The 21,701-nt window shown below is 70.0% G+C and carries 19 protein-coding genes; 1 reads left to right on the top strand and 18 read right to left on the bottom strand.

From position 1 onward, the window contains the following. Positions 1–44 precede the first annotated feature (44 nt). The 15 genes from OHT57_RS40670 to OHT57_RS40600 all read right to left on the bottom strand — a co-directional run bounded on the left by OHT57_RS40670 (position 45) and on the right by OHT57_RS40600 (position 17,238). Entirely contained in the window at positions 45–866 is an 822-nt protein-coding gene (locus OHT57_RS40670; RefSeq protein ID WP_328751857.1) for a phospholipid scramblase-related protein, read from the bottom strand. Positions 867–928: 62 nt separating this feature from the next. Next, a complete protein-coding gene (locus OHT57_RS40665) occupies positions 929–2,983 on the bottom strand; it encodes a phosphocholine-specific phospholipase C (protein WP_328751856.1) in 2,055 nt (684 codons plus the stop codon). 198 nt (positions 2,984–3,181) lie between these two features. Further along, complete coding sequence (locus OHT57_RS40660) at positions 3,182–4,144, bottom strand: sugar phosphate isomerase/epimerase family protein (protein ID WP_328751855.1); 963 nt, start codon at positions 4,142–4,144, stop codon at positions 3,182–3,184. Next, positions 4,141–4,752 (bottom strand): nucleoside deaminase, encoded by a 612-nt coding sequence (locus OHT57_RS40655; RefSeq protein WP_328751854.1) that lies wholly within the window; start codon positions 4,750–4,752, stop codon positions 4,141–4,143. The genes OHT57_RS40660 and OHT57_RS40655 overlap by 4 nt, the downstream gene beginning before the upstream one ends. Positions 4,753–4,755: 3 nt before the next feature. Next, positions 4,756–6,288: a GMC oxidoreductase gene (locus tag OHT57_RS40650; RefSeq protein WP_328751853.1), complete on the bottom strand. Its 1,533-nt coding sequence runs from the start codon at positions 6,286–6,288 to the stop codon at positions 4,756–4,758. Positions 6,289–6,319: 31 nt separating this feature from the next. Beyond that, positions 6,320–7,465, bottom strand: a complete 1,146-nt coding sequence (locus OHT57_RS40645) for an ROK family transcriptional regulator (protein WP_328751851.1) — start codon at positions 7,463–7,465, stop codon at positions 6,320–6,322. After that, complete coding sequence (locus OHT57_RS40640) at positions 7,459–8,778, bottom strand: carboxylesterase family protein (RefSeq protein WP_328751850.1); 1,320 nt, start codon at positions 8,776–8,778, stop codon at positions 7,459–7,461. Before OHT57_RS40640 ends, OHT57_RS40645 begins: the two co-directional genes overlap by 7 nt. 2 nt (positions 8,779–8,780) lie before the next feature. Next, a complete protein-coding gene (locus OHT57_RS40635) occupies positions 8,781–9,608 on the bottom strand; it encodes a carbohydrate ABC transporter permease (protein WP_328751849.1) in 828 nt (275 codons plus the stop codon). Then, positions 9,605–10,546, bottom strand: a complete 942-nt coding sequence (locus OHT57_RS40630; protein WP_328751848.1) for a carbohydrate ABC transporter permease — start codon at positions 10,544–10,546, stop codon at positions 9,605–9,607. Before OHT57_RS40630 ends, OHT57_RS40635 begins: the two co-directional genes overlap by 4 nt. After that, positions 10,546–11,850 (bottom strand): extracellular solute-binding protein, encoded by a 1,305-nt coding sequence (locus OHT57_RS40625; protein ID WP_328751847.1) that lies wholly within the window; start codon positions 11,848–11,850, stop codon positions 10,546–10,548. Before OHT57_RS40625 ends, OHT57_RS40630 begins: the two co-directional genes overlap by 1 nt. Before the next feature lie 206 nt (positions 11,851–12,056). Beyond that, positions 12,057–13,091, bottom strand: a complete 1,035-nt coding sequence (locus OHT57_RS40620) for a chitinase (RefSeq protein ID WP_328751846.1) — start codon at positions 13,089–13,091, stop codon at positions 12,057–12,059. A 268-nt stretch (positions 13,092–13,359) separates the two neighbouring features. After that, positions 13,360–13,842: a GNAT family N-acetyltransferase gene (locus OHT57_RS40615; protein WP_328751845.1), complete on the bottom strand. Its 483-nt coding sequence runs from the start codon at positions 13,840–13,842 to the stop codon at positions 13,360–13,362. 253 nt (positions 13,843–14,095) lie between these two features. After that, positions 14,096–14,797 carry an SDR family oxidoreductase gene (locus tag OHT57_RS40610; RefSeq protein WP_328751844.1) on the bottom strand — a complete coding sequence of 234 codons (702 nt, stop codon included), beginning with the start codon at positions 14,795–14,797 and terminating at the stop codon, positions 14,096–14,098. Between the two features lie 272 nt (positions 14,798–15,069). Continuing rightward, positions 15,070–15,690 (bottom strand): TetR/AcrR family transcriptional regulator, encoded by a 621-nt coding sequence (locus tag OHT57_RS40605; protein WP_328751843.1) that lies wholly within the window; start codon positions 15,688–15,690, stop codon positions 15,070–15,072. Positions 15,691–15,939: 249 nt separating this feature from the next. Further along, positions 15,940–17,238, bottom strand: coding sequence for an SNG1 family protein (locus OHT57_RS40600; RefSeq protein ID WP_328751842.1), 1,299 nt, complete (start codon positions 17,236–17,238; stop codon positions 15,940–15,942). Positions 17,239–17,730: 492 nt separating this feature from the next. On the opposite strand from OHT57_RS40600, the gene OHT57_RS40595 reads away from it, so the two are divergent. Continuing rightward, complete coding sequence (locus tag OHT57_RS40595; RefSeq protein ID WP_328751841.1) at positions 17,731–18,174, top strand: flavin reductase family protein; 444 nt, start codon at positions 17,731–17,733, stop codon at positions 18,172–18,174. A 156-nt stretch (positions 18,175–18,330) separates the two neighbouring features. On the opposite strand, the gene lpdA is transcribed toward OHT57_RS40595, so the two are convergent. From lpdA to OHT57_RS40580, 3 genes are all read right to left on the bottom strand, one after another. Continuing rightward, a complete protein-coding gene (gene lpdA / locus OHT57_RS40590) occupies positions 18,331–19,743 on the bottom strand; it encodes a dihydrolipoyl dehydrogenase (protein WP_328751840.1) in 1,413 nt (470 codons plus the stop codon). Between the two features lie 437 nt (positions 19,744–20,180). Next, positions 20,181–20,654, bottom strand: a complete 474-nt coding sequence (locus OHT57_RS40585; RefSeq protein WP_328753470.1) for a winged helix-turn-helix transcriptional regulator — start codon at positions 20,652–20,654, stop codon at positions 20,181–20,183. A 407-nt stretch (positions 20,655–21,061) separates the two neighbouring features. Beyond that, positions 21,062–21,652, bottom strand: a complete 591-nt coding sequence (locus tag OHT57_RS40580; RefSeq protein ID WP_328751839.1) for a TetR/AcrR family transcriptional regulator — start codon at positions 21,650–21,652, stop codon at positions 21,062–21,064. Between the last annotated feature and the right edge of the window lie 49 nt (positions 21,653–21,701).

The following is a 21,701-nucleotide window of genomic DNA, read 5'->3' as shown; positions in this document are numbered from 1 at the left end:
AGGGGAACCGGGCCGCATCGGTCCGCGGCGTCGCGGACCGATGCTCAGCCGAACCCGCGGGCATCCTGCTTGAGGGCGGTGTCCACGGTCAGCGCGGTCGCGACGACCAGGCTGAGCAGCGGCTCGGGCAGCTGGTGGTGGATCTGCAGCACGTAGTTGTCCGCGGTCGTGAACATCGTCTTGGCGAGGCCCTCCCACGTCTTCGTGATCCGGGCGACCTCGTTCTCCGCGTGGTCGACGATCGCGAAGTTCCAGGCCCGCCAGTTCTCCGCCTTGATCGCCCCGACCTGCTGGCCGTTGACGTTCATCGCGAAGTTGATCTTCCCGATCATGTTCTGCTGGACGATCTCACCGACCGGTGAGCCGTCCGGACGCTCCACGATCACCCGTGACTTGAAGACCTTGGCCGGCCGGGTCAGCAGCAGCACCGGCTGCCCGTGGGCGTCACGGATCTCCAACTTGTGGGTCATGTACTGGTCCAGGCTGGAGACCACGCGCAGAACCTTCTTCAGCGCGCTCTGCCCGACCTGGGTGACGGAGCCGAGCAGGTTGCCGTTCTGGTCCATGACCTTGTACTCGTTGGTCACCTCGATCAGCTTGGCCTTCTGGTTCACCACCAGGACCGGCTCGGTGAACAGGGTGCCGCCGGCCGCACCGCCCGCGCTCACCCCGGCCTGCTGCTGCACCTGCCGCTGCACCTGCGGGTCGGGGCCGGCCGCCTGCTGCGGCATCTGGGGCGCCTGAGCCGCCGCCTGCTGCTTGTCGGTGTGCTGGGTCCACTGTGCCCCGTCCCAGTAGCGGAGCGTCTGGGACGCTCCGTGGGGATCGGGGTACCAGCCAGCAGGTGTGTTCGAATGCGTGGTCACCGGGGCACAGTACCCCGGGACCCCCGCGATCCGGCCACCTCGACGGCGGCTCCCGGGCGGCTTTACCCGGTGATGACGGCCGGGTCGCTGACCCCGGGACGCCCGTTCTCGACATGTCCGGCGAACCGCCGCAGAAACGCCGCGTCGGCTTCCGACGTGACCGTGAGGTCGTACCAGCGACGGCTTCCGGCGAGTCCGAAGACGTGCTTGACGGTGGTGCCGGCCCGCACGGTGAAGGTCTTCGCCCGTCCGCCGTATCCGTTCGTGACGTGCAGACGGACCGTGCCGGAGCCCTTGTTGGTGAAGGTCAGCTCGACGTCGTCGCCGCAGTGACGAGCGGTGGCCTCGGGACCTGCGGTCTTGTTCGACCCCTTGAAGGAGCGCAGGAAGCCGCCCGGGCCGTGGACGGTCAGGCCGTACGACCCCTGGGAGTACGCCGAGTTCCAGGTGTCCGAGAGGGAGGCGCCGGCCTCGGTGGTGTAACTCCAGGGCCCGTCGGTACGGTTGCCGGAGGTCACCAGGAACGCGGCACCCGCCTTGGCGCCGGAGCCGAAGGTGAGCGTGAACGTCCCGGCCCGGGTGTCTGCCGAACCGTCCACGTGCGGGGCGTACTTGAGGGGCCGGGCGGGGCGCAGTCCGCGCTCCTGCTTCGGCAGCGCGCCCACCGCGGGCGGGACCGGCACGTAGTCGGGGTGGCGTACGCGGTCCGGGGGCTCGTAGCCGTCGGTGTCCGGCAGGGCGACCGGCTTCACGTCCTTGTGGGAGAAGTCGAAGGCCGCGGTCAGGTCGCCGCAGACGGTGCGCCGCCAGGGCGAGATGTTGGGCTCGTGGACGCCGAAGCGCCTCTCCAGGAAGCGGATGATCGAGGTGTGGTCGAGCGTCTCGGAGCAGACGTAACCGCCCTTGCTCCAGGGCGACACCACGAGCATGGGCACGCGCTGGCCGAGTCCGTAGGGGCCGGCGGGGTGGCTGGTGTTGCCCTTGAACAGGTCGAGGGCGGGGTCGACCGTGGACTTGCCCTGCGCGGCCGAACCCGCCGGGTAGGCCGGGACGACGTGGTCGAAGAAGCCGTCGTTCTCGTCGTAGGTGATGAACACCGCCGTCTTCGCCCAGACCTTGGGGTCGGAGGTGAGCGCGTCCAGGACCTGGGCGATGTACCAGGCGCCGTAGTTCGCGGGCCAGTTGGGGTGCTCGGTGAAGGCCTCGGGGGCGACGATCCAGGAGACCTGCGGCAGCTTCCCGGCCTTCACGTCGGCCTTGAGCCGGTCGAAGTAGCCCTCGCCCTTGGTGTAGTCGGTGCCGGTGCGGGCCTTGTCGTACAGCGGGTCGCCGGGCTTGGCGTTGCGGTACTGGTTGAAGTAGAGCAGCGAGTTGTCGCCGTAGTTGCCGCGGTAGGCGTCCGGGATCCAGCCCCAGGAGCCGTTCGCGTCGAGGCCGTCGCCGACGTCCTGGTAGATCTTCCAGGAGACGCCGGCCTTCTCCAGGCGCTCGGGGTAGGTCGTCCAGCCGTAGCCGACCTCGTCGTTGCCGAGGACCGGGCCGCCGCCCTGGCCGTCGTTGCCCGTGTAGCCCGTCCACATGTAGTAGCGGTTCGGGTCGGTCGAGCCGATGAACGAGCAGTGGTAGGCGTCGCAGATGGTGAACGAGTCGGCGAGGGCGTAGTGGAAGGGGATGTCCTCGCGGGTCAGGTACGCCATGGTCGTGGAGCTCTTGTTCGGGACCCATTTGTCGTACTTGCCACCGTTGAAGGCGGCATGTCCGTCGTTCCAGCCGTGCGGGAGGTCCTGGATGAACTGCAGGCCCAGGTCGTCGGCGTCGGGGCGGAAGGGCAGGATCTCCTTGCCGTTCGCGTCCGCCTGGTGCCAGACGGACTTGCCGTTGTCCAGCGTCACCGGACGCGGGTCGCCGAAGCCGCGGACGCCTCTGAGCGAGCCGAAGTAGTGGTCGAAGGAGCGGTTCTCCTGCATCAGGACGACGACGTGCTCGACGTCCTCGATCGTCCCCGTGCGGTGGTGGGCGGGGAGCGCGGCAGCGCGCTGGATGCTGTTGGACAGCGCGGTGAAGGCGGTGGTGGCGCCCGCGACCTGGAGGAATCTGCGCCGGTTGACGTCGGTCATGTGTGAGGGACCTCTTATCCTGCGCATCGATGGCCGGAACGTGACGGAAGGTGCGCGCAGCGAGTTTTCCAAGAGCAACGAACGTCAGGGAAGGGTCCGGTGACACTGATGTGAAAGTCGCGGGTACGGCAGGTGCGGCGGCCCTTGCTCAGAAGACGGTCGCGATCATGCGGCCGGTACGCCGTTGCGCTCAGGGCCCTAGTCGCCGCCGCCCACGTTCGCGCAGCTCGCCGCGCTCCTCAAGGCCTGTTTCGCCACCGCCGTCCCCGACCGCAGTGCCGCGACCGGGTCGGTCGCCTCGTCCAGTTCGATGAGGACCGTGTGCGCGCCGGGGGTACGGGACATCGCGCCCGCCCAGCCGTTCCAGTCGACGATGCCCGTGCCCAACTCCGCCATGTAGGGCTGCTGCTGGGCGTACACCGTGTCGTCGACCGTGAGGTGGGCGGTGATCGGCTCGACCGCGTCCTTCCAGTGGGCCAGGGCGATGCGCGGGGCATGGCGGCTCGCCAGAGCCACCGGGTCGCCGCCCCCGAGCGCGATGTGGCAGGAGTCGGGGCACAGCCAGACGTAGCGGGGGTCGGTGAGGGCCATGAAAAGGTCGATGTCCCGCTCGTACCAGAGCGTGCTGTTCGACTCCGTGTGGAAGGCGAGTTTCACCCCGTGGCGGGAGACCGCCTCGCCGACCACATGGGCGATGTCGGCCATGCGGGCCATGTAGGCGGCGTCGACGAAGAACGGCGGGCGGGTGCCGTACGTCGTGCGCATCGGCAGCCCCGCGACGAGGAGTTCCGCACCCACCTCGGCGAGGAAGGCGGCGCGGCGCTCGGCGTCGGCGACGATCGCGGGGAGGTTGTCGCCGTGGCGCCAGTCGGGGACGTCGCTGTCGGCGATGAAGGCACTGACCACGGCGAGACCACGGGCGGCCAGTTCGCGCCGGAAGGAGGCCGCGCTGCCGAAGGCCCGCACGGCCGAGCCGATGTCACCCGGCGCGAACGTCAGCTCGATACCGGTGACTTCGGTCTCGGCCAGGGTGTCCAGCACCCGCTGCCAGAACCGGTCCGGGTGCGCCGCGGCCCATGCGCGCACCGCGTCGGCGGACTCCAGGTCCCAGAACCCCGGGTGGAAGAACGTGATCACGTCCGTCGCGAACCGGGGATTCACTCGGTCCCCCCGCGCGCGTTGTAGACGACGACCCCGTCGGACTCGTCGACGGCCTTGCGGTACCCGCGGAACACCGCGAGCGCCTCCTCCCGCAGGACATCCCCCACGACCTCGATGCCGCGTGTCTCGAACTGCTCGGCCCAGTCGGCGCCGAGCGGGCCCTCGTCGAACGTGGTGATCTCCTCCAGTTCCGGGCCCTCCCCCGCCACCACCAGGCCGCGCACCCCGGACCACATGGTGGCGCCGTAACACTGCACGCAGGGGCGCCAGTTGACGACCAGCTCATGGGACGGCAGGCCGTCGGCGCCGAGGTCCCAGCTACCGGTCGCCGTCTGGGCGAGGCCGAGCGCGACGACCTCGGCGTGGGCGCTGGAGACGCCGGTGGACAGGACGACGTTCACCCCGACGGAGACGATCCGGCCGGTTTCCCGCTCGGCGACGAGCGCCGCGAACGGACCGCCGTTGCCCTCCCGCCAGTTGCGGTCGGCGAGGCGGTGCACCAGACGCATCCGGTCCTCGGGGGTGGGCACGACGGCGGGCGCGTCGGCGAGTTCGTCGTCGATCCACGCGGGCAGGGCCACGCGGTATTCCTTCGCGATGTCGATCACTGTTCAGTTCCTCTCGGATGGTTCACATGCGCGCGCGGCGACGGCACGGGCAGCCCGTACCGCGGTGACCGCGCCGGTCAGGGTGACGTTGGCGGCCATCGCCGTGGGAACGACTCCGTTGCCCGCCAGATAGAGGTTGTCGAAGCCCCACACCCTTCCGTCCGGGTCGCACACGCTGGTGCCGTCGTCGGTGACGCCTGCCCTGACGGTGCCGGTGAGATGCAGCGACGAGCCGGGCGGCAGCACCGCGCACTCGGTCTCCGGGTCGAAGGAACCGAACTCACCTGCCAGGGAACGGACTTCGTCCACTGCCCGGCCGATCAGCGCGCGGTCGGCGTCGGAATGGGCGAACTCGACCCGGATGCGCGGCATTCCGGCGAGGTCCCTCTCGCCCGTCGGGAACACGAGCCGGTTCTCCGGGCGGGACTCGACGGGGACGTACAGCGACAGGCCTATGGAGTGTGCGAGCGGGCGGCCGCCCTCGTCGACGTAGGTGCGGTTCATGATCTGGCCGTGGAAGGGCTGCGCGGGGCCGTTGTGCGGCAGCCAGAGGGAGTCGGTGCTGAACTCGCCGGGGCGCGGCAGGGGCAGGGCGTCGAGGTCGAGGCCGAACCGGTCGAGGTCGAGGAGGACCCGGGCGGTGACGAAGGCGTGCTCGTTGAGCCGGCGGCCGAGGGCGTCGGGGCGGATGCCGGAGGCGAACAGGAGTTGCGGGGTGCGCAGCGCGTCGGCGCACACCACCACGGCGTCGGCGCTCAGTTCGTGGTCGGTGCCGTCGGCGACGCGGCGCAGCCGGGCACCGGCGACGCGGCCGTCACCGGCTCGGATCAGGGACGTCGCGAGTGTGCCGGTCAGCAGGGTGAAGGCGGGGTCCCCCCCGGTCGCGATCGCGGGGAAGATCGTCCCGGGTGCGGTGCGCGGCATGGGGCCCGAGGGGGTGGGGGTGACGGCCATCGGCATGGGCTGCGGGGCCCGGTCGGCCGGTCCGAGGGCGCCGTAGCGTCGGCTGAGGGCGTCGAGGACGATGTCGCCGACCTTGGTCGGGCCGATCGCGGCGGGGGTGACGGCGAGCAGTCTGCTCGCGGTGTCGAGATCGGCCGTCCAGCGGTCCGGGTCACCGAAGTCGAACACCTCGTCCCCGGCCGGCCACGGGGTGGCGGCCGTCCAGTGCACGCCCATGCCGCCGGCGTTCCAGGCGAGCGCGGCATGCGGCATCGCCTCGGCGTCCTGGCCGAAGGCGAGCGCGTGGAACATGCCGGGCGTCAGGTCGGTGAGGCGGTCGGCGACCTCGCGGACCACGTCGGCTCCGGTGTACATGCCCTGGATGCCGGTGGCGACCTGTTCGTTGTAGCGGGACCACAGGCCGGGGTCGTCGAGGTCGTGCAGATGCAGGCCGGGCGCACTGCCGATCGCGGTGCCGCCCTCGACCATGGTGATGCGCAGGCCGGGGTCGCCGTCGCGCAGCAGCCGGGCCACGAGGGATCCCATGATGCCGCTGCCCACGACGAGGACGTCGGTGCGGGGGTCGTGCGTCAAGTGAGGCTCCATCAGGAGGAGTTGTGGGGGGTCAGGTGCTCGGCACGAGCGGGCCGAACAGCTCGGTGTCCATGCGGTCCAGGGCAAGCTTCACCGCGCCGACGAGGGGGGCTTCGTGGCCGAGCGCGGTGGCGCGGAGTTCGACCGCGGGGGTGCGGGCGTCCCGCAGAGCGGCTCGGACCCGGGGCAGCAGGATGTCGGCCGCGTCCTCCAGGCCGCCGCCGAGGACGATGAGCGACGGGGCGACCGTCCAGGACAGGGTGGTGAGGATCGACGCGATGTTCTCCACGAACTCGTCGACCTCGGCGAGCGCGTCGGCGTCACCGGCTCTCGCCGCGCCGAACCGGGCACGCGCGAGGGCGCGTTGGGCGGGCAGCGGTGAGGTGAGTGCGGCGACGGGCCGGTCCTCGACCGAGCCGGCCGGCATCGACGGTGCCTCGACGATCTCGCCCGCGGCACCGTCGAGACCGCGGTGCACGGCCCCTCGGATGAGGATGCCGAGGCCGGTCCTGTTGCCGAGCATCGCCCACACGACGTTGTCGTGGTCGCCCGCCACCCCCCGCCAACGCTCGGCCAGCGCACCGAGGTTGGTGTCGTTGTCGGCGAACCAGGGCACCGGGACGCGCCGCGCGAACTCCTCGGGCAGGTGCACGCCCTCCCAGCGCGTGGTGTGCACCAGGCGCCGTACGACTCCCTCGTCGTCGATGGCGCCGCCCGCGGCGATGGCCCCGGCGCGCAGCCGGTCCACCGAGCCACCGGCGTCGTCGAGGGCCCGGAGCACCAGTTCGGCCGCGTCGTCGAGCGTGGTCCGCGGGTCCTGGTAGGCGCGCAGCGGCCGGTGCGCCCGGCCGAGTATGTGTCCGCGCACATCGGCGACGACCGCGCTGACGTCGACGGTGGTGATGCGTACGGCGGCCAACAGGGCGTGTTCGGCGCGCAGTTCGTAGCGGCGGGCGGGTCGTCCGGCCGAGCCGCTGACCGGCATCCGGTCCAGTTCCGCGACCCAGCCCGCCTCGACCAGGAAGTCCAGGACGCTCTCGACGGTGCGACGGGACAGGCCCGTCTGCGCGGCGAGCTCGGTCAGCTTCCTCGGTCCGGCGGACACCGCCAACGCCCGCAGGACCACTGCGGTGTTGACCCGTCGTACGGCGCTCTGGTTCAGGCCCGACATCAGCATGCCGTCCCCTCCCTCCGGGTCACGGGGTCGTACACGCCCCGGGTGTCGGCCGCGAGGGGCGCGCCGGGGCGGCCGTATTCGCGGGCCGGGTCGCCGAGCGCGCCGGTCGCCTTCTCCCAGGCCGGGGTTCCGCCGCGGACGAAGGAGACGAGATCGGCGTGCATCCGCACGGCCAGCTCCGCGGGCGGGCGGGGTCCGAGTGCCTCGGTGACGCCGGGCGCGTCCAGCAGGTCGAAGAAGAACGGCAGGTCGACGCAGTGCACGGCACCGCCGAGGGTCGGCGAGGGCCATTCGAAGGAGTACAGCCAGGTACCGGCGGGGGCAGTACGCCGGGCCGCCGCGGCGCGGGGGCAGGCCGAGCGGAACAGGGTGTCCGTGACCCGGATGCCTCGCGCGCGGTCCCCGGGCGGGCCCCCGGCGTCGAACTCGTCGCCGGTGGCACCCAGGAGGAGCGGGATGTCGCGTCCGTAGGCGGTGAGCCCTTCCGCGACCGGTGCCGGCAGGACGTCGTCACCGACGACCGGGCCGAGGACCAGGGTCTCGGAGCGGCGCAGGTCGAGGACGGCCCGTTGGAGCTGTTCCGGTGTGCGGCGGGCGAATCCGGCGCGGGTCGCCGGCACCCCGAGGGTGTGCCCGAGCCCGGCGAGGAAGTCGTCCGGCGGGTCGATGTCGAAGAACCCGCCGGACAGGCTCACCGCGCGGTGGAAGCGGCCCCGGCCGGCCGGCGACGAGAGCAGGGCGAGCACAGCCGCTCCCCCGGCCGACTGGCCGGCGACGGTGACCCGGTCCGGGTCGCCCCCGAAAGCGGCGATGTTCTCCTGGACCCAGTCGAGCGCGAGCAGCAGGTCACGCAGTCCGAGGTTGGACGGTTCGCCGTCCAGGGCGGCGAACCCGTCGACGCCCAGCCGGTAGCCGACGGTGACGGTGACCACGCCGTCGCGGGCGAAGGCCCGGCCGTCGTACCAGGGGCTCGCGGGACTCCCGGCCAGGAACCCGCCGCCGTGGATCCACACCAGCACCGGACGGGGCTCCGTCTGCGCCGCGGAGGCCGTGACGGACAGGTTCAGCACGTCGTCACCCGGCACCGAGGGCTCGGGGATCGTGGTCGTGGCGTACAGCGGCACGCGCTGCGAGGTGGCGCCGTGCCGGGAGGCGTCGAAGGGCTCCGCGAAACGTCCGCGCGCGACCGGCGGGGCGAACCGCCGTGCTCCGGTGGGCGCTTCGGCGTACGGGATGCCCAAGTACCGTCGCACGCCCTCTTCCTGGCGTCCCACGACGGTGCCCGCAGGGGTGTCCAGAATCGACTCCGTCATGGTCACCGCATTCCCGTCCCCGCGATGCCCTGCACGAAGTACCGCTGCAGGAACAGGAAGAGCACGAGCACCGGCAGCATCACGACGACCGCCCCGGCGAGCAGCAGCCCGTAGTCGGTGACGTGCGCCGCCGCCTGGCTGGTGGCGGCGAGGCCCACCGGCAGGGTGTAGGTCGACATGCTCTGGGCGACGATCAGCGGCCAGATGAAGTTGTTCCACGAGGCGAGGAACGACATGATCGTGATCGTGGCGACGGCGGGCCCGGCCAGCGGCAGGAAGATCCGCAGGAAGATCCGGAACTCGCCCGCACCGTCGATGCGGGCCGCCTCCAGGAGTTCGTCGGGGACGGACAGCGCGTACTGGCGCATGATGAAGACGGACATCGGCAGCGCCGCGCTGGGCAGGGCGATCCCGGTCAGGGTGTCCGCGAGACCCGCGTCGACGGTGATCACGAACTGCGGCACGAACACCGCGGTGAAGGGCACCATCAGCGCGGCCATGACCGCGCCGAACGCGAGCCTCTTGCCCGCGAAGTCGAGCTTGGCGAGCGCGTAGCCGGCGGCCGACGCCGCCACGATGTTGCCGGCCACCACGATCGACGCGACGACGATGCTGTTGCCCAGGAAGGTGCCGAAACCCTGGGTCTCGAACAGCCGGGTGAAGTTGCCGAAGGTGAGGTGGTGCGGGAACAGGGCGCCCGGGTCGGAGCGGATGTCGTCCAGGCTGCGCAGGGAGCCGCTCACACCCCACGCGAAGGGCACGGTCGTGAGCAGCGCGCAGAGGACCAGGGCGGCGTACAGCAGGGGACGGGCGATCCGGGTCGTGGTCATGTGCGGGACCTCAGCAGTCGGAACTGGACGGCACTCACGACCGTCACCAGCACGAGGGTCACGAAGGACGCCGCCGAGGACATCCCGAACTCGCCCGCCCCGAACTGGCGGTAGGTGTACAGCGCGACCGACTCGGTGGAGCCCAGCGGGCCGCCGCCGGTGAGCAGATAGGGCTCGTCGAAGACCTGGAGGTAGAAGACGGTCAGCAGGACGGAGACCATGAGCGTGGTCGGCAGCAGCAGCGGGAGGGTGATGTGCCGCAGTTGGCGCAGGCGGCCCGCCCCGTCGAGGGCGGCGGCCTCGTACACGTCCTGGGGAATGGCCTGGAGACCGGCGAGGAACAGCACCATCGCCGTGCCGAAGTTGCGCCAGACGCCGAGCAGGACGACGACCGGCATGGCCAGGTTCGGGTCGTCCAGCCAGTTCGGTCCGGCCAGCCCGATCGCGCCGAGCACCTTGTTGACGGTGCCGTCCGTGTGGAAGGCGTACTGCCAGATGAGCGCGGCGGCCACGATGTTGGTGACGACGGGGGCGAAGAAGACCGTACGGAACAGGCCGCGCAGCCGCCGGATACCTGAGTTCAGCGCGAGGGCCAGGACGAACCCGGTGCCCATCGTCAGCGGTACGCCCACGGCCACGAAGAGCGCGGTGTTGAGGAGGTCCCGCCGGAAGGTCGCGTCCTGGAACAGCCGCACGTAGTTCTGGAGACCGGTGAAGTCGACCGCGAACGGTGTGCGCAGGTCCGCGCCCCGGATGTCGGTGAGACTCAGGCCGAGGGCGGCGACGGTGGGGACGGCCGTGTAGAGCACGAAAATGACCGCGAAGGGCGCGAGGAACAGCCAGGCGACCGCGGTACGGCGGGCGCGGGACGCCCTGCGCGCCGACGTACCCGGAACGGCCGTGGTCTTCTTGGCCGACGATACGAACGTCGTGGTCATCACTTCGTACCGGTGCCGACGCTCTCGGCGTACGCCTGGATGTTCGCGGCAGCCTTCGCCGCGGTCTCCCGGCCCTTGGCGACCGCCTCCATCTCCTTGCCCAGCCGGGTCGCGACCTGCTGCCACGTGCTCACCTGCGGGAACGCCCGGGTGTTCTTGAGCTGGGTGAAGAACGCGTCCAGGAGCGGCCGGCTCTTGATCGCCGGGTCGTCCCAGGCGGACATGACGGCCGGCAGCGAGCTGTACGCCTTGTACTGCGCGACCTGGGCGCTCGGCTGGGCCAGATACCGGACGAGCTTCCAGGCGGCGTCCGCGTTGCCGCCGTCGGCGAGGACACCCCAGGTGCCGCCCGCGGAGAAGGAGACGCTGCCGGCCGCTCCGGCGGGCAGCGGGGCGGTGGCGACGTGGGCGGACGTCCAGCCGCTCTTCTTGGCGGCGGTGTCGAGCTGGCCGATGACCCACGGTCCGGTGATCATGCTCGCCGTCTTCCCGGAGACGAAGTACGGCTGTGCGTCGAGGAAGGTCGGCCCGCTGGTGTCGGCGGTCCCGGCGGTGAAGAAGGCCGCGTTGTACTGGAGGGCGTCGACCATCTGGGGCGTGTTCAGGTTCCACTTGCCTGCGGGCGTGACGAGGGAGCCGCCCGCCTGCCACGCGTACATGGCGACGTCCTGGCCGTTGAAGATGTCCCACCCGATGTCGGCCCCGAGTGCGTGGGCCGCGCCGGCGCCCTGGAGTGCCTTGAGGAACGGCTCCATGCCGACCCAGGTGGTCGGCGCCTTCACCCCCGCCTTCTTGGCCAGATCCGATCGGTAGACGAGCGCGTAGGTGTACGCGTACCAGGGCACTGTGTACGCCACGTCGTCCACGACTCCGGCGTCCCAGAGGCTCTTGAAGAAGCTGCCCGGTTCGACCAGGCCGTCCGGCACGGGCAGCAGGGTCGACCGGTTGAGGAACTGCGCCTGCGACTCGGGGAAGAACTGGGCTATGTCCGGCCCCTTGCCCGCCGCGATCGCCGCTTGGAGCTTGGTGTAGTACTCGGCGTTCGGGATCAGCGTGGTCTTCACGACCACGTCGGGATTGGCGGCCTTGAACGGCTTGACGACGGTGCCGAGCACATCGGCGTCGCCCTGGGCGGCCCAGACGTTCACGGTGCCGGTGGCCGGGGACGCGTCGATCTTCTTGGCGCCGGCGGCGGGGACCGCGTCGGTGTCGCTGCGGCCGCAGCCGGCCAGCGGGAGGCCTGCTGCGCCGAGCGCCATACCGGCGGTCAGCCGCAGGGCGGTGCGGCGGGAGAAAGAGGGCACGGGAGCTCCTGTCACACGGGGTGCCTCACGGATCGGAGGTCAGTGACGTGATGTGCTCCGACGCTATGAACCGCGTGTTTCGGCCACGTGGCGGTACCGGCCCTCGTTAATTTCGGAACTTGTAGCGAAATCGCGGTGTCGAAGGCCCGGCGCGTATGACGCGTGCCGGGCCTTCGTCGCCGTCCTGGGGCGTACGACCTGCCGTGCTACTTGTGGCCGCCGCTCGTGAACGGCTCGAAGGCGTGGCTGAACGCCCAGGTGTCCTGCGCGATGCCGGAGCACGAGTCGGAGCCGCCGGTGCCCGGGCAGCCGCCGTTGTCGCGCTGGAGCGCCCAGAACGAGAGCGTGTTGATCTTCTTGGCCTCGGCCCACTTCTCCACCGCGACCGCGTCCTCGGTGGTGAAGGTCTCCGCGGGCCCGAAGTCGTCGATGCCGGGCATCTCGATGACGCCGATCATGCTCCACAGCTTCGCGGAGCTCTTCTTCGGGAACAGCGCCGCCAGCTGGTCGTGCAGTCCCGTCGCGGCCGTCTTCGTGTCGGCCGCCATGTCGTGGGTGGCGCCGTCGTAGTAGTCGAACGTCATGAGGTTGACGACGTCCAGGCGGGCGCCGTTGGCGACGGCGTTCTTCAGTACGGCGAGGCCGTTGGCCTCAAGACCGTGCGTGGAGGTCGGCAGGGTGTAGGAGAACTGCACGGTGCGGCCGCTGCGTTCGGCCCAGCGCTGGACCTTGGCGATCGCCTTGTTGCGGCGGTCGATGCCGGCGGCGTTGTCGATCGAGTCGCCCTCGACGTCGAGGTCGATGCGGGTGATGCCGTACGTCCTGACGAGGCTCTTGTACACCTCGGCGATGGCGTCGACGCTGGTGCAGCTGTCCGCCAGTTCGGTGCCGGTGGTGTCCGCGGACCAGCCGCCGAAGGACGGGATGACGTTGCCGCCGCGGGCCTGGATGGCGGCGATGTCGCGCCCGAAGGTCGCCTTCGAGATCGGCTGACCGCTCTCGCCGTTCCAGTAGGCGGTGCAGGAACCCGCCGCGGCCGTCTGGAGGAAGGCCATGGTGAGGTACTTGTTGCCCGAGGCGGCGGCGAGCGCGGCCGGGCTCTCACCGGTCCACGACTCGACGTAGGGGGCCGCCACCCGGGCGGGCAGGGGCTCGCCGAAGGCCGAGGGCACGGGCGAGGACGGCGCCGCGAGCGCGCTCCCTCCCCCGATTCCGACGAGCCCGGCGGACAGAGCGCTCACGCTCAGACAGGACAGCAACGCACGAAGGTGACCAGGTCGTCTCACTGACGCTCCCATGGGAAAGGGCATGCGGGGACAGCGGATGGACAGAACCGCTGGGGACGAACGGTGACCATAATTGGACTAGACCACATAACTGTCAAGGTTCTTTACAGTTAGCTTGCCCGGGGGTGCCGCCGACACGGCCCCGGGCCCGCCACGACTGCCGTCGGGCGACAGGGAGAGGAGTCCCGTACGGCCGGACCCCTCGCGTTCCCTGCCGCTCCGCTCAGGGAACGCGGAACTCGAATTCGGGACGGTCCCACGGCACCGCGGGCGGGTTCGCGAGGGCGGTCCCGGTCCGTACCGCACCGACGCGGCGGTAGAAGTCCTCGGCGGGAACGTGCGACACGACCTTGAGGCGGTCGATCCCGGCGGCACGGGCCTCGGCCTGCATATGGGCGACGAGCAGCCGTCCGATACCCCGTCCCTGCACATCGTCGGCGACGAACAGCAGGTCGAGCTCCGGCGGATCGAGGACGAGCGAGTAGAACCCGAGGATGCGGCCCCCCTGCCCGTCGGCACCGACGGCCACGAAGACGCGGTGGGCCTCGATGTAGTCCGGACCGACCCGGTAGTCCGCGACCGCGGACGCGTACCTGCCCTCGTAGGCGCCCGAGCCGCGCACAAGCCGCGTGAGCCGTTTGGCATCCCGCGCGACGGCCCGCCGTATCGTGACCGCCTGACGGACCGGCGAAGTACGTGCACCCATCGGGAGAGTATTTCGCAACACGGAACGCCCTCGTACGGCGGGTCGGCTCCCCCGGCGGGTAGGAGCGAGGCCGCCACGGCCGATGATCCCTGCAGGCCGCCCGAAGGTGACGCCAGGAGTACCGGCACTCCGGCCGGCCATGCGGCCCCTGCCCCTGCTCGGCGATGTGCAGTCCGACCCGTTCACATCGACCGAGCGATGGGCGAGCGAACTCGTCACAGCGCTCTCTTCGAGGTACGTAAGTGAGCGCGTGCTACTGCTTCAGCTGGGCGTACATCTCTTCCAGGTCGGCCGAGAGTTGGGACTTGACCCAGCGGGTGATGTCGTCGGCCAGCACCTCGTGTGCTCCCGCCTCGATGCCGTCGAGCGCGGCCACGGCGATGTCGCGGGGGTCGGCCTTGGGCGCGTCGACACCCGAGGTCATTTCGGTGTCCACGTAGGCCATGTGAAGCCCGGTCACCGCGATGCCGCGCGGCCTCAGCTCCAGGCGCAGGGAGTTGCTCTGCGACCACAGGGCGGCCTTGGAGGCGCCGTAGGGCGTACCGTCGGCCAGCCAGGACAGAGCGGAGTGGGCGTTGAGGATGTGGCCCCCGCCGTTGCGCTCGATGACCGGCACGAAGGCCCGGGTGACCAGCAGCGGCCCGTAGAAGTTGGTCTCCAGATCCCGGCGCACGTCCTCCATCGGGGAGTCGAGGTATGAAGCGCGGACGGAGGCGCCGGCGTTGTTGATCAGGATGGTGACGTCCTGGGCCTGCGCGGCGGCGGCTGCCACGGATGCCGGGTCGGTGGCCTCGAGCGCCAGCGGAACGGCATCGGGGTGAGTCACCGTGCGCGGGTCACGGGCCGTGGCGTAGACCTTGCCGGCTCCGCGCGCATAGAGCTCCTCGACCAGCTTCTTGCCGATGCCGCGGCTGCCTCCGGTGACGAGGACGTTGGCGCCCTTGATTGCTGTCATGACTACTCCCACGAAGATGAAAACCGAACAGTTTCATCACCGTAAACCGATCGGTTTCGCAATGCAAGTCGGGTTGAGCGCCGGACGGCCAGGGCACGCGGGGTCGAGGTGGAGTCGGGCGGCGCCCGGGCTTCAGGGGCCGGCCGCCCTCGCGCCCATCGGCGAAGTCGGTACTCGTCGGGCACACGCCTGCGAAGTTCGGGCTTTCCCCCGACCACCGGGAGGCAGAGGCCTGCGGCCATGAGTGCCGCTCCGACTGCCGGAGTCGGACATCAAGCCGACAGAGCGCTACGATCGCCGATCCTGCTCGAAGCCGGGGTGGACGACGGCACGCCTGCCGCATCGAGCAGGGCGACCACGGTGGGCGCGACGAGCCCGGTCAGATTGTCCGCGCCGATCCCCGCGCGGGCGCTGGCGCCGTCGAAGACCAGGATGAGCTGACGGGCCAGCAGGTCGGGATCGCTCGCGCCACCCCGTTCGGCCTCGGAACGGAAAAAGGCGGTCAGGTTCGCCTTGATCTGGTGAGCCACCTGGCTCGCGGGGTGGGTCTGATCCTTGAGTTCGATCTGCACAGCCAGATACCGGCAGCCTTGGAAGTCGGCCGTACTCGCCTGCGACTCCACCCGCGCGAAGACGTACAGGATCCGCTCGCGGGGGGAACGTCCGTCGTCCGCCGGGGGCAGGGCCCTCGCCACGAAGGCAGCGGCACGCTCCTTCAGGCTCGCCGCCAGCAGTTCACCCTTGCTCTCGAACAGCTGATACATGGAGCGCTTCGACACCCCCGCCGCCTTGCACAGCGCCTCGACGCCGATGCCGACACCTTCTTGGTAGGTGAGCGTGGCCGCGGCCTCCAGCAGCCGCTCCCGAGGGCTTTGCTTCATTTTGGTAGTCATACCGCGAGGTTAACTCGAATCGGACGAAAAGGAAACCGATCGGTTTTCGCAGTGTGCCGGGCGGCTGGGTGGGCCGGGTAAGCGCCCGCCGCCTACCGGATGCCTGAGGACCGCTCAGAGACTCGGCGACGGTCTCGGGGGAGAGACCGTCGCCGAGCCTTGATGGTGCGCGCACCTCTCGTCCCCACGGGGGCGACGCACACCGGGGCCACTCCGAGCAATGGCCCCGTCCTGGGTGAGCCGCCTTCGCTACGCCGGGGCAGCGGTCTTCTCGGGCTCCGACTCGGCGGGGATGCGGTGCAGTCCCTTGCGGTCGTACCAGCCCGTCACGCCGAAGCCGCAGAGGACGGCTGCCGCGAGGCCGACGGCCATCATGACCCAGCCCCGAGTCAGGCCGGCGCCGGCCTGGGCGTCGTAGTAGAGGATCGAGCGGATGCCGCCGGTGATCTGCCGCAGCGGCTCGAACTCCGCCAGGAAGCGGTAGAAGCCGGGCAGCGCCTGAAGGGGTGTGGTGGCGTTGGCCGTCGGCACGGCCATCCCGATGAAGACCAGCGTGACCACCAGCATGCCGGGCGTGCCGAACACGGCGAGCAAGGTGAGCGCACCGATCCCGGAAACCGCGATGGCGCACACCGAATACAGCCACAGCAGGGGCAGATGGGCGGCATCCATCCCCATGAGGCCGACCGCGCCCAGCATGACCAGGCTCCCCATCAGCAGGGACAGACCGGCCATGAGAGTGCTGCTGATGGCGAGGGTCTGCACCCGGGTCGCCCGGATCAGTGGGCGGTGCAGGCGCAGCGGGCCCATGTCGTTGTGGGTGTAGCCGAGGGCGTGGTCCACCTGGCCGCTGATGACGTTGGCGGAGAGCATGCCGCAGACCACCAGGACGAGTGCGTAGTAGAACGCCGTCAGCCCCAGGCCGCTGTGCGAGTCGAGGGGATGACCGTCCTCGACGGTCACGGCGGCCGGGTCGGCGAGCAGGAGGCGTGCCGCGGCGGGCAGCTTCGCCTGTCCGGGCCCGATCTGGGACGTGAGCTCCTTGCCCACCTGGAGCGAGGCGCTTTCGGCCGCCTGCGTCGTCGCAGTCCGGGCCAGACCGGAGCCGATACTGCCGGCGGACTGGTTGGTCAGCACCGTCAGAGTCGGACGCGCCGGGGCCCCGGTGGTAGCCGGGCCGGTGAGTGCGGTGATGGCGGAGGTGAAGTCGGCGGGGACGACGAGCGCGCCGTACAGCTTGCCCTTGCCGAGTTCCTTCGTCATCTCCTTCTCGTCCATCACCTTCCAGTCGACCTTGCCCCCGCTCGCGGTGGACTTCTTGATCGACTCGGTGATCCCAGCCCCCAGGTTGACCTGCTTGCCGCCGACGGCGGCCCCCTTGTCGGCGTTGACCAGACCGACGGGCAGATTCTTCATGTGATCGACGGGATCGATGTTGGCCCCGACGTAGAACACGGTGAACAGCAGCGCGAGAACGCCCGTGATGACGCCATTGGCGATCCACAGGGGTTTGGCACGCAGAACACGGAACGGGTGAATCCCACTCATGACTTACTCCGGTCTCGGACAACACACTCATAGACGGAGAAGGCCGGACAGCTTCATTGCGGGCCGACGACCCTCGTAACGTTCAATCCCGGCACACACGGCCGTCGACACGGAACCGGGCATGCAGCCACTCCCGCCGGACTCCGACCGATGAAACCGGTCGGTTTCAGGCCCATAGTAAACCGACCAGTTTCCAATTCCAAGTCGAGGCGCCGACCCGTATCCCGACAGCGCCAGGAAGCCGCGATCTGCGCAGGCCGCGATCCGCCCGGCCCTGATGAAGCCGATACCGTGCTCCACCCGCTCGATCGACACCGACTCCCTGCGGAGCTGCGGGGTCCACGGTCGGTTCTCCGGTGGCGGCAAAAGCCCACGGTCATGGCATCGCGCCGCGCATCAACTCCCGCCGCCCATCGTTCAGTCGGGCGGCGTTCAGTCGGGCGTCTCGGCCGAGTCGACGGGCGCCCCTGTTCAAGCAGTGGCGGCGAATTCGTGCAGGACCTCACGGCGGCGCACTTCGAGGCGAGGGTTGGCACCCACGACCTCGATGAGCACCAGTACTGCTGCGGACCCGCACCCATGATCGACGGCGTTCGGCGCGCGTTCGGCGGCAGCCCCGCGCCGGCCCTGCACTTCGAGCGTTTCGCCCCGGCCTCGATCACGGACCGCCGTCCCTTCGAGCTCCGGCCGGGCGACATGGGTCGGGTTCTGCAGGTGCCCTACGACCGCTCCGCCCCGGATGTGCTCCACGAGGCCCTGCCTGACCTGCCGTTCTCCTGCCGCCAGGGGTTCTGCGGCACCTGCCGGGTAGGAGTGGCCCACGGCCATGTCGACCATCGTGACCGTCGGCTCACGGCGACCGAACGTGGGGAGGGCGCCATGCTGCGCTGCGTCTCGCGCGCACCGGAAGGAGAGCGGTTGGTGCTGGAGGTGTGAGCGATGGCCGAGCTCCCGTAGAGGGCGGCCGTCGCCCCTAGACCTCCCTGCCTCGGATCTCTCCCAGCGGCAGATCAGGGCCCCTCGGCAGCTTCGAGGTCGCGAATGCGACCCCGAACACCAACGGGCCCTGTCGCAGCTGTGCCGACCGCCCTGCTACATGTTGATCATGTGGCCTGCGAGGCCGTGGACGGCTTCCTTGACCGCCTCGCCCAGGGTGGGGTGTGCGTGGACGTTGCGGGCGACCTCGTGGACGGTGAGGTCCCACTGCTGGGCCAGGGTCAGTTCGGGCAGCAGTTCGGTGACGTCGGGGCCGATGAGGTGGCCGCCGAGGAGCTCGCCGTACTTGGCGTCGCTGATCAGCTTCACGAAGCCACTCGCGTCGCCCAGTCCGTGCGCCTTGGCGTTTGCGGTGAACGGGAACTTGGCCACCTGGACATCGAAGCCCTTCTCCCTCGCCTGCGCCTCGGTGTAGCCGAAGCTGGCGATCTGCGGCTGGCAGAACGTGGCCCGCGGGATCATCACATAGTCCAGCTCCATGGTCTCCGCGTCCCCGATCGTCTCGGCGGCGACCACGCCCATCGCCTCGGCGGCATGGGCGAGCATGAGCTTCGCGGTGACGTCACCGATGGCGTAGATGTGCGGAACCGACGTACGGCAGCGGCCGTCGACGTCGATCGCACCGCGCTCGGTGACGCGCACGCCGGTGTTCTCCAGGCCGTAACCGGTGACGTTCGGCGCGAAGCCGATCGCCTGGAGCACCTTGTCGGCCTCCAGGACCTGCTGGGTGCCGTCCTTGCCGGTGACCGTGACCCGGACCTGCGCGCCGGACTCGTCGATCGACTCGACGCGGGTCGAGGTGAGCACGTCGATGCCCAACTTCCGGTACTGCTTGGCCAGTTCGGCGGACACGTCGGCGTCCTCCAGCGGGGCGATCCGGTCCAGGAACTCGACGATCGTCACCTTCACGCCGTAGTTGTGCAGGATGTAGGCGAACTCGATGCCGATGGCCCCGGCACCCGCGATGACGACCGACTGCGGAAGGTCGTCGGCGAGGATCTGTTCCTCGAACGTCACCACGCGCGCGCTGCGCTTGGTGCCGGGAAGCAGCTTGGGGGTCGCCCCGGCGGCGATGATGCAGTTCTCGAAGCCGATCGTGCGGGTGTTGCCGTCGTAGTCGGACACCTCGATCGTGTGGGCGTCGAGAAACGTCCCGCGTCCGCTGATCTCCGTGATCTTGTTCTTCTTCATCAGATAGTGGACGCCCTTGACCCGCCCGTCCGCGACCTTCCGGCTGCGACGGTAGGCCTCCCCGTAGTCGAAGGAGACCTCGCCCTCGACCTTGATGCCGAAGGTCTTCGCCTCGCGCGTGAAGATGTGCGCGAGCTCGGCGTTGCGCAGCAGGGCCTTGGTGGGGATACAGCCCACGTTCAGGCAGATGCCGCCCCAGTACTTCTCCTCGATGACCGCGACGCGCTTGCCCAGTTGGGCGGCCCTGATGGCGGCGACGTATCCGCCGGGGCCCGCGCCGAGTACGACGACGTCGAAGCGCTCACCCTGCTCTTCCATGGACGGCTTCCTTTCCGCTGGGGCGGCCGGGTCCCACGAGGGGCCGGCCCACTCCCGATCGAACAACCTGTTCACCAACTCGACAGCGGCTGCATCCGCCGCCGCCACGACCTGAAGTCCTGGCTGAGAGGCGGCCCAGCCGGGGTCACTGCGCGGCCGCCCCTCTGCGGCGTGTTCTGCCTCCGGGCTCGTTCGCCGTGCGGAGTGATCACACCATGGTCGAGGACCCGTCGGTCAGCGCGCCGTTCGGGTGGGCGCCCGACCGGTTGAGGGCATCCCTTCCGCCACCGCGGTGGCTCACCGGCTCGCCCTGCCGGCCCGCAACCGTCGCTGCCGCTCCGTGCCCCGCTGCGGAAACCGCGGCAAGATCCGCCTCCATCAGGCGAGTACACGACAGGGCTGCCGCATCACGGAAGGCTCACGGCAGGGTCCTCGGCTCACTGGGGCGGCCTCATACGAAAGGCCGGGCCGGGGACGCTCTCGATGTCCTTCGCCTGCACCGGGTGGCCTTGTTCGCAGCGAGTCCGGACGTCGACATGCGCGCCGCATCCTCGGTGTCGCACCAGTACCGCCGGCCCCTCCGGGTCGGCGCGGTAACGGTCACCCCACTGCAGTAGCCCCATCACGGCCGGCACCAGATCCATACCCTTCGAGGTGATCACATACATCGGCCGACTCCGCGAACCCGGCTCCCTGTACGTCTCCGTGGCCAGGATCCCTTCCTCCACCAGCATCCGAAGCCGCGCCGCCAGAAGGTTGCGAGGGCAGCCCAGAACGCGTTCGAAGTCACTGAAGCGGGACGAGCCGTACCAGACCTCGCGCAAGATCAGGATCGTCCACTTCTCGCCCACGATCTCGAGAGTCCGCGCGATCGAGCAGTTGGACGGGTCCCGGTCGAGTCGGTGGTCCATGCCGGCGTCCTGAAGAACTTCGGTCCGCGCATCCATGGGAGCGATTCTAACAGGTTGGGTTTACTTTCAGATACTCAGCCATCGGAGCCGCAATCGGCTGCTCGACCCGGCCGGACACGAGAAAGGTCGAGACCTCCCGCCGAGTCGCGATGGAGAGTTCATGCCGCTGATCGCCCACTCGGGATGGGGAGAAGGCGCCGTCCTCGGCAGCGAGGCAGCCGAGCTCGTCAATGATCGGGAGCTCGGGAGCTCGGGTCCGGTGAAGAACGGCAGGCGAGTTTTCCCGTGGTTTCCCCGGCACGGGACGTGCTCCCCGGTGGCGTCGACCGGGTCCCGGACGGAGGGCACCTGCCGGCGCCGGGCCGCGCCCCTGAGATCCCTGAGCCCGGGCTCAGGGATGCGGTACGTCAGACACGCTGCCCGGCGTCCAGCAGGGCGAGGGCGTTACTCACTCCCTGATCAAGGAGTTCGTGGGCGAGTCGACTGTCGGTCAGGGCGCGGGAAAGCTGCAGCGTCCCGGCCATCAGGCCGAGGAGACTGAGCGCCTTCACCTGGGCGGAGGCCGGGGCCTCGGGTGCCATGCGGGCGGCGATACCGTCGACAAGGACCAGCACGCCGTCGGTGTACGCCTGCCTGGTCGTGTCGGTGCAGCGTCCGATCTCGTCGAGGAGAGCGGCGTTGGGGCAGCCCTCGCCGAGGTTGTCGCGGTGCAGAGGTGACAGATACGCGCGCACAATCTGTTCGAGTCCGGCCCGGCCGGGCGCAGCCTGCGCGACGACGGTCTCGGCCTGCACCTTCAGCTGGTCGGCGATCGCCGTGGTGACGAGGTCGTCCTTGGATGCGAAATGGGCGTAGAAGGCCCCGTTGGTCAGTCCCGCGTCCTTCATGAGGGTCGAGACCCCGGAGGCGTCGATGCCATCTTGCTTGAACCGGCGGCCGGCCGTCTCGATGATCCGCTGCCTCGTCTGCGACTTGTGCTCTTTGGCGTACCGCACCACAGCACACGCTCCTTCGCCGGACGGACGGGCTGGTTGCCCCTCACCGATT

It is taken from the genome of Streptomyces sp. NBC_00285 (genome assembly GCF_036174265.1).
In the GTDB taxonomy this organism is placed as follows: domain Bacteria; phylum Actinomycetota; class Actinomycetes; order Streptomycetales; family Streptomycetaceae; genus Streptomyces.
Note: the sequence above shows the minus strand (reverse complement) of the source record. Positions and strands in the feature narration are given on the sequence as shown.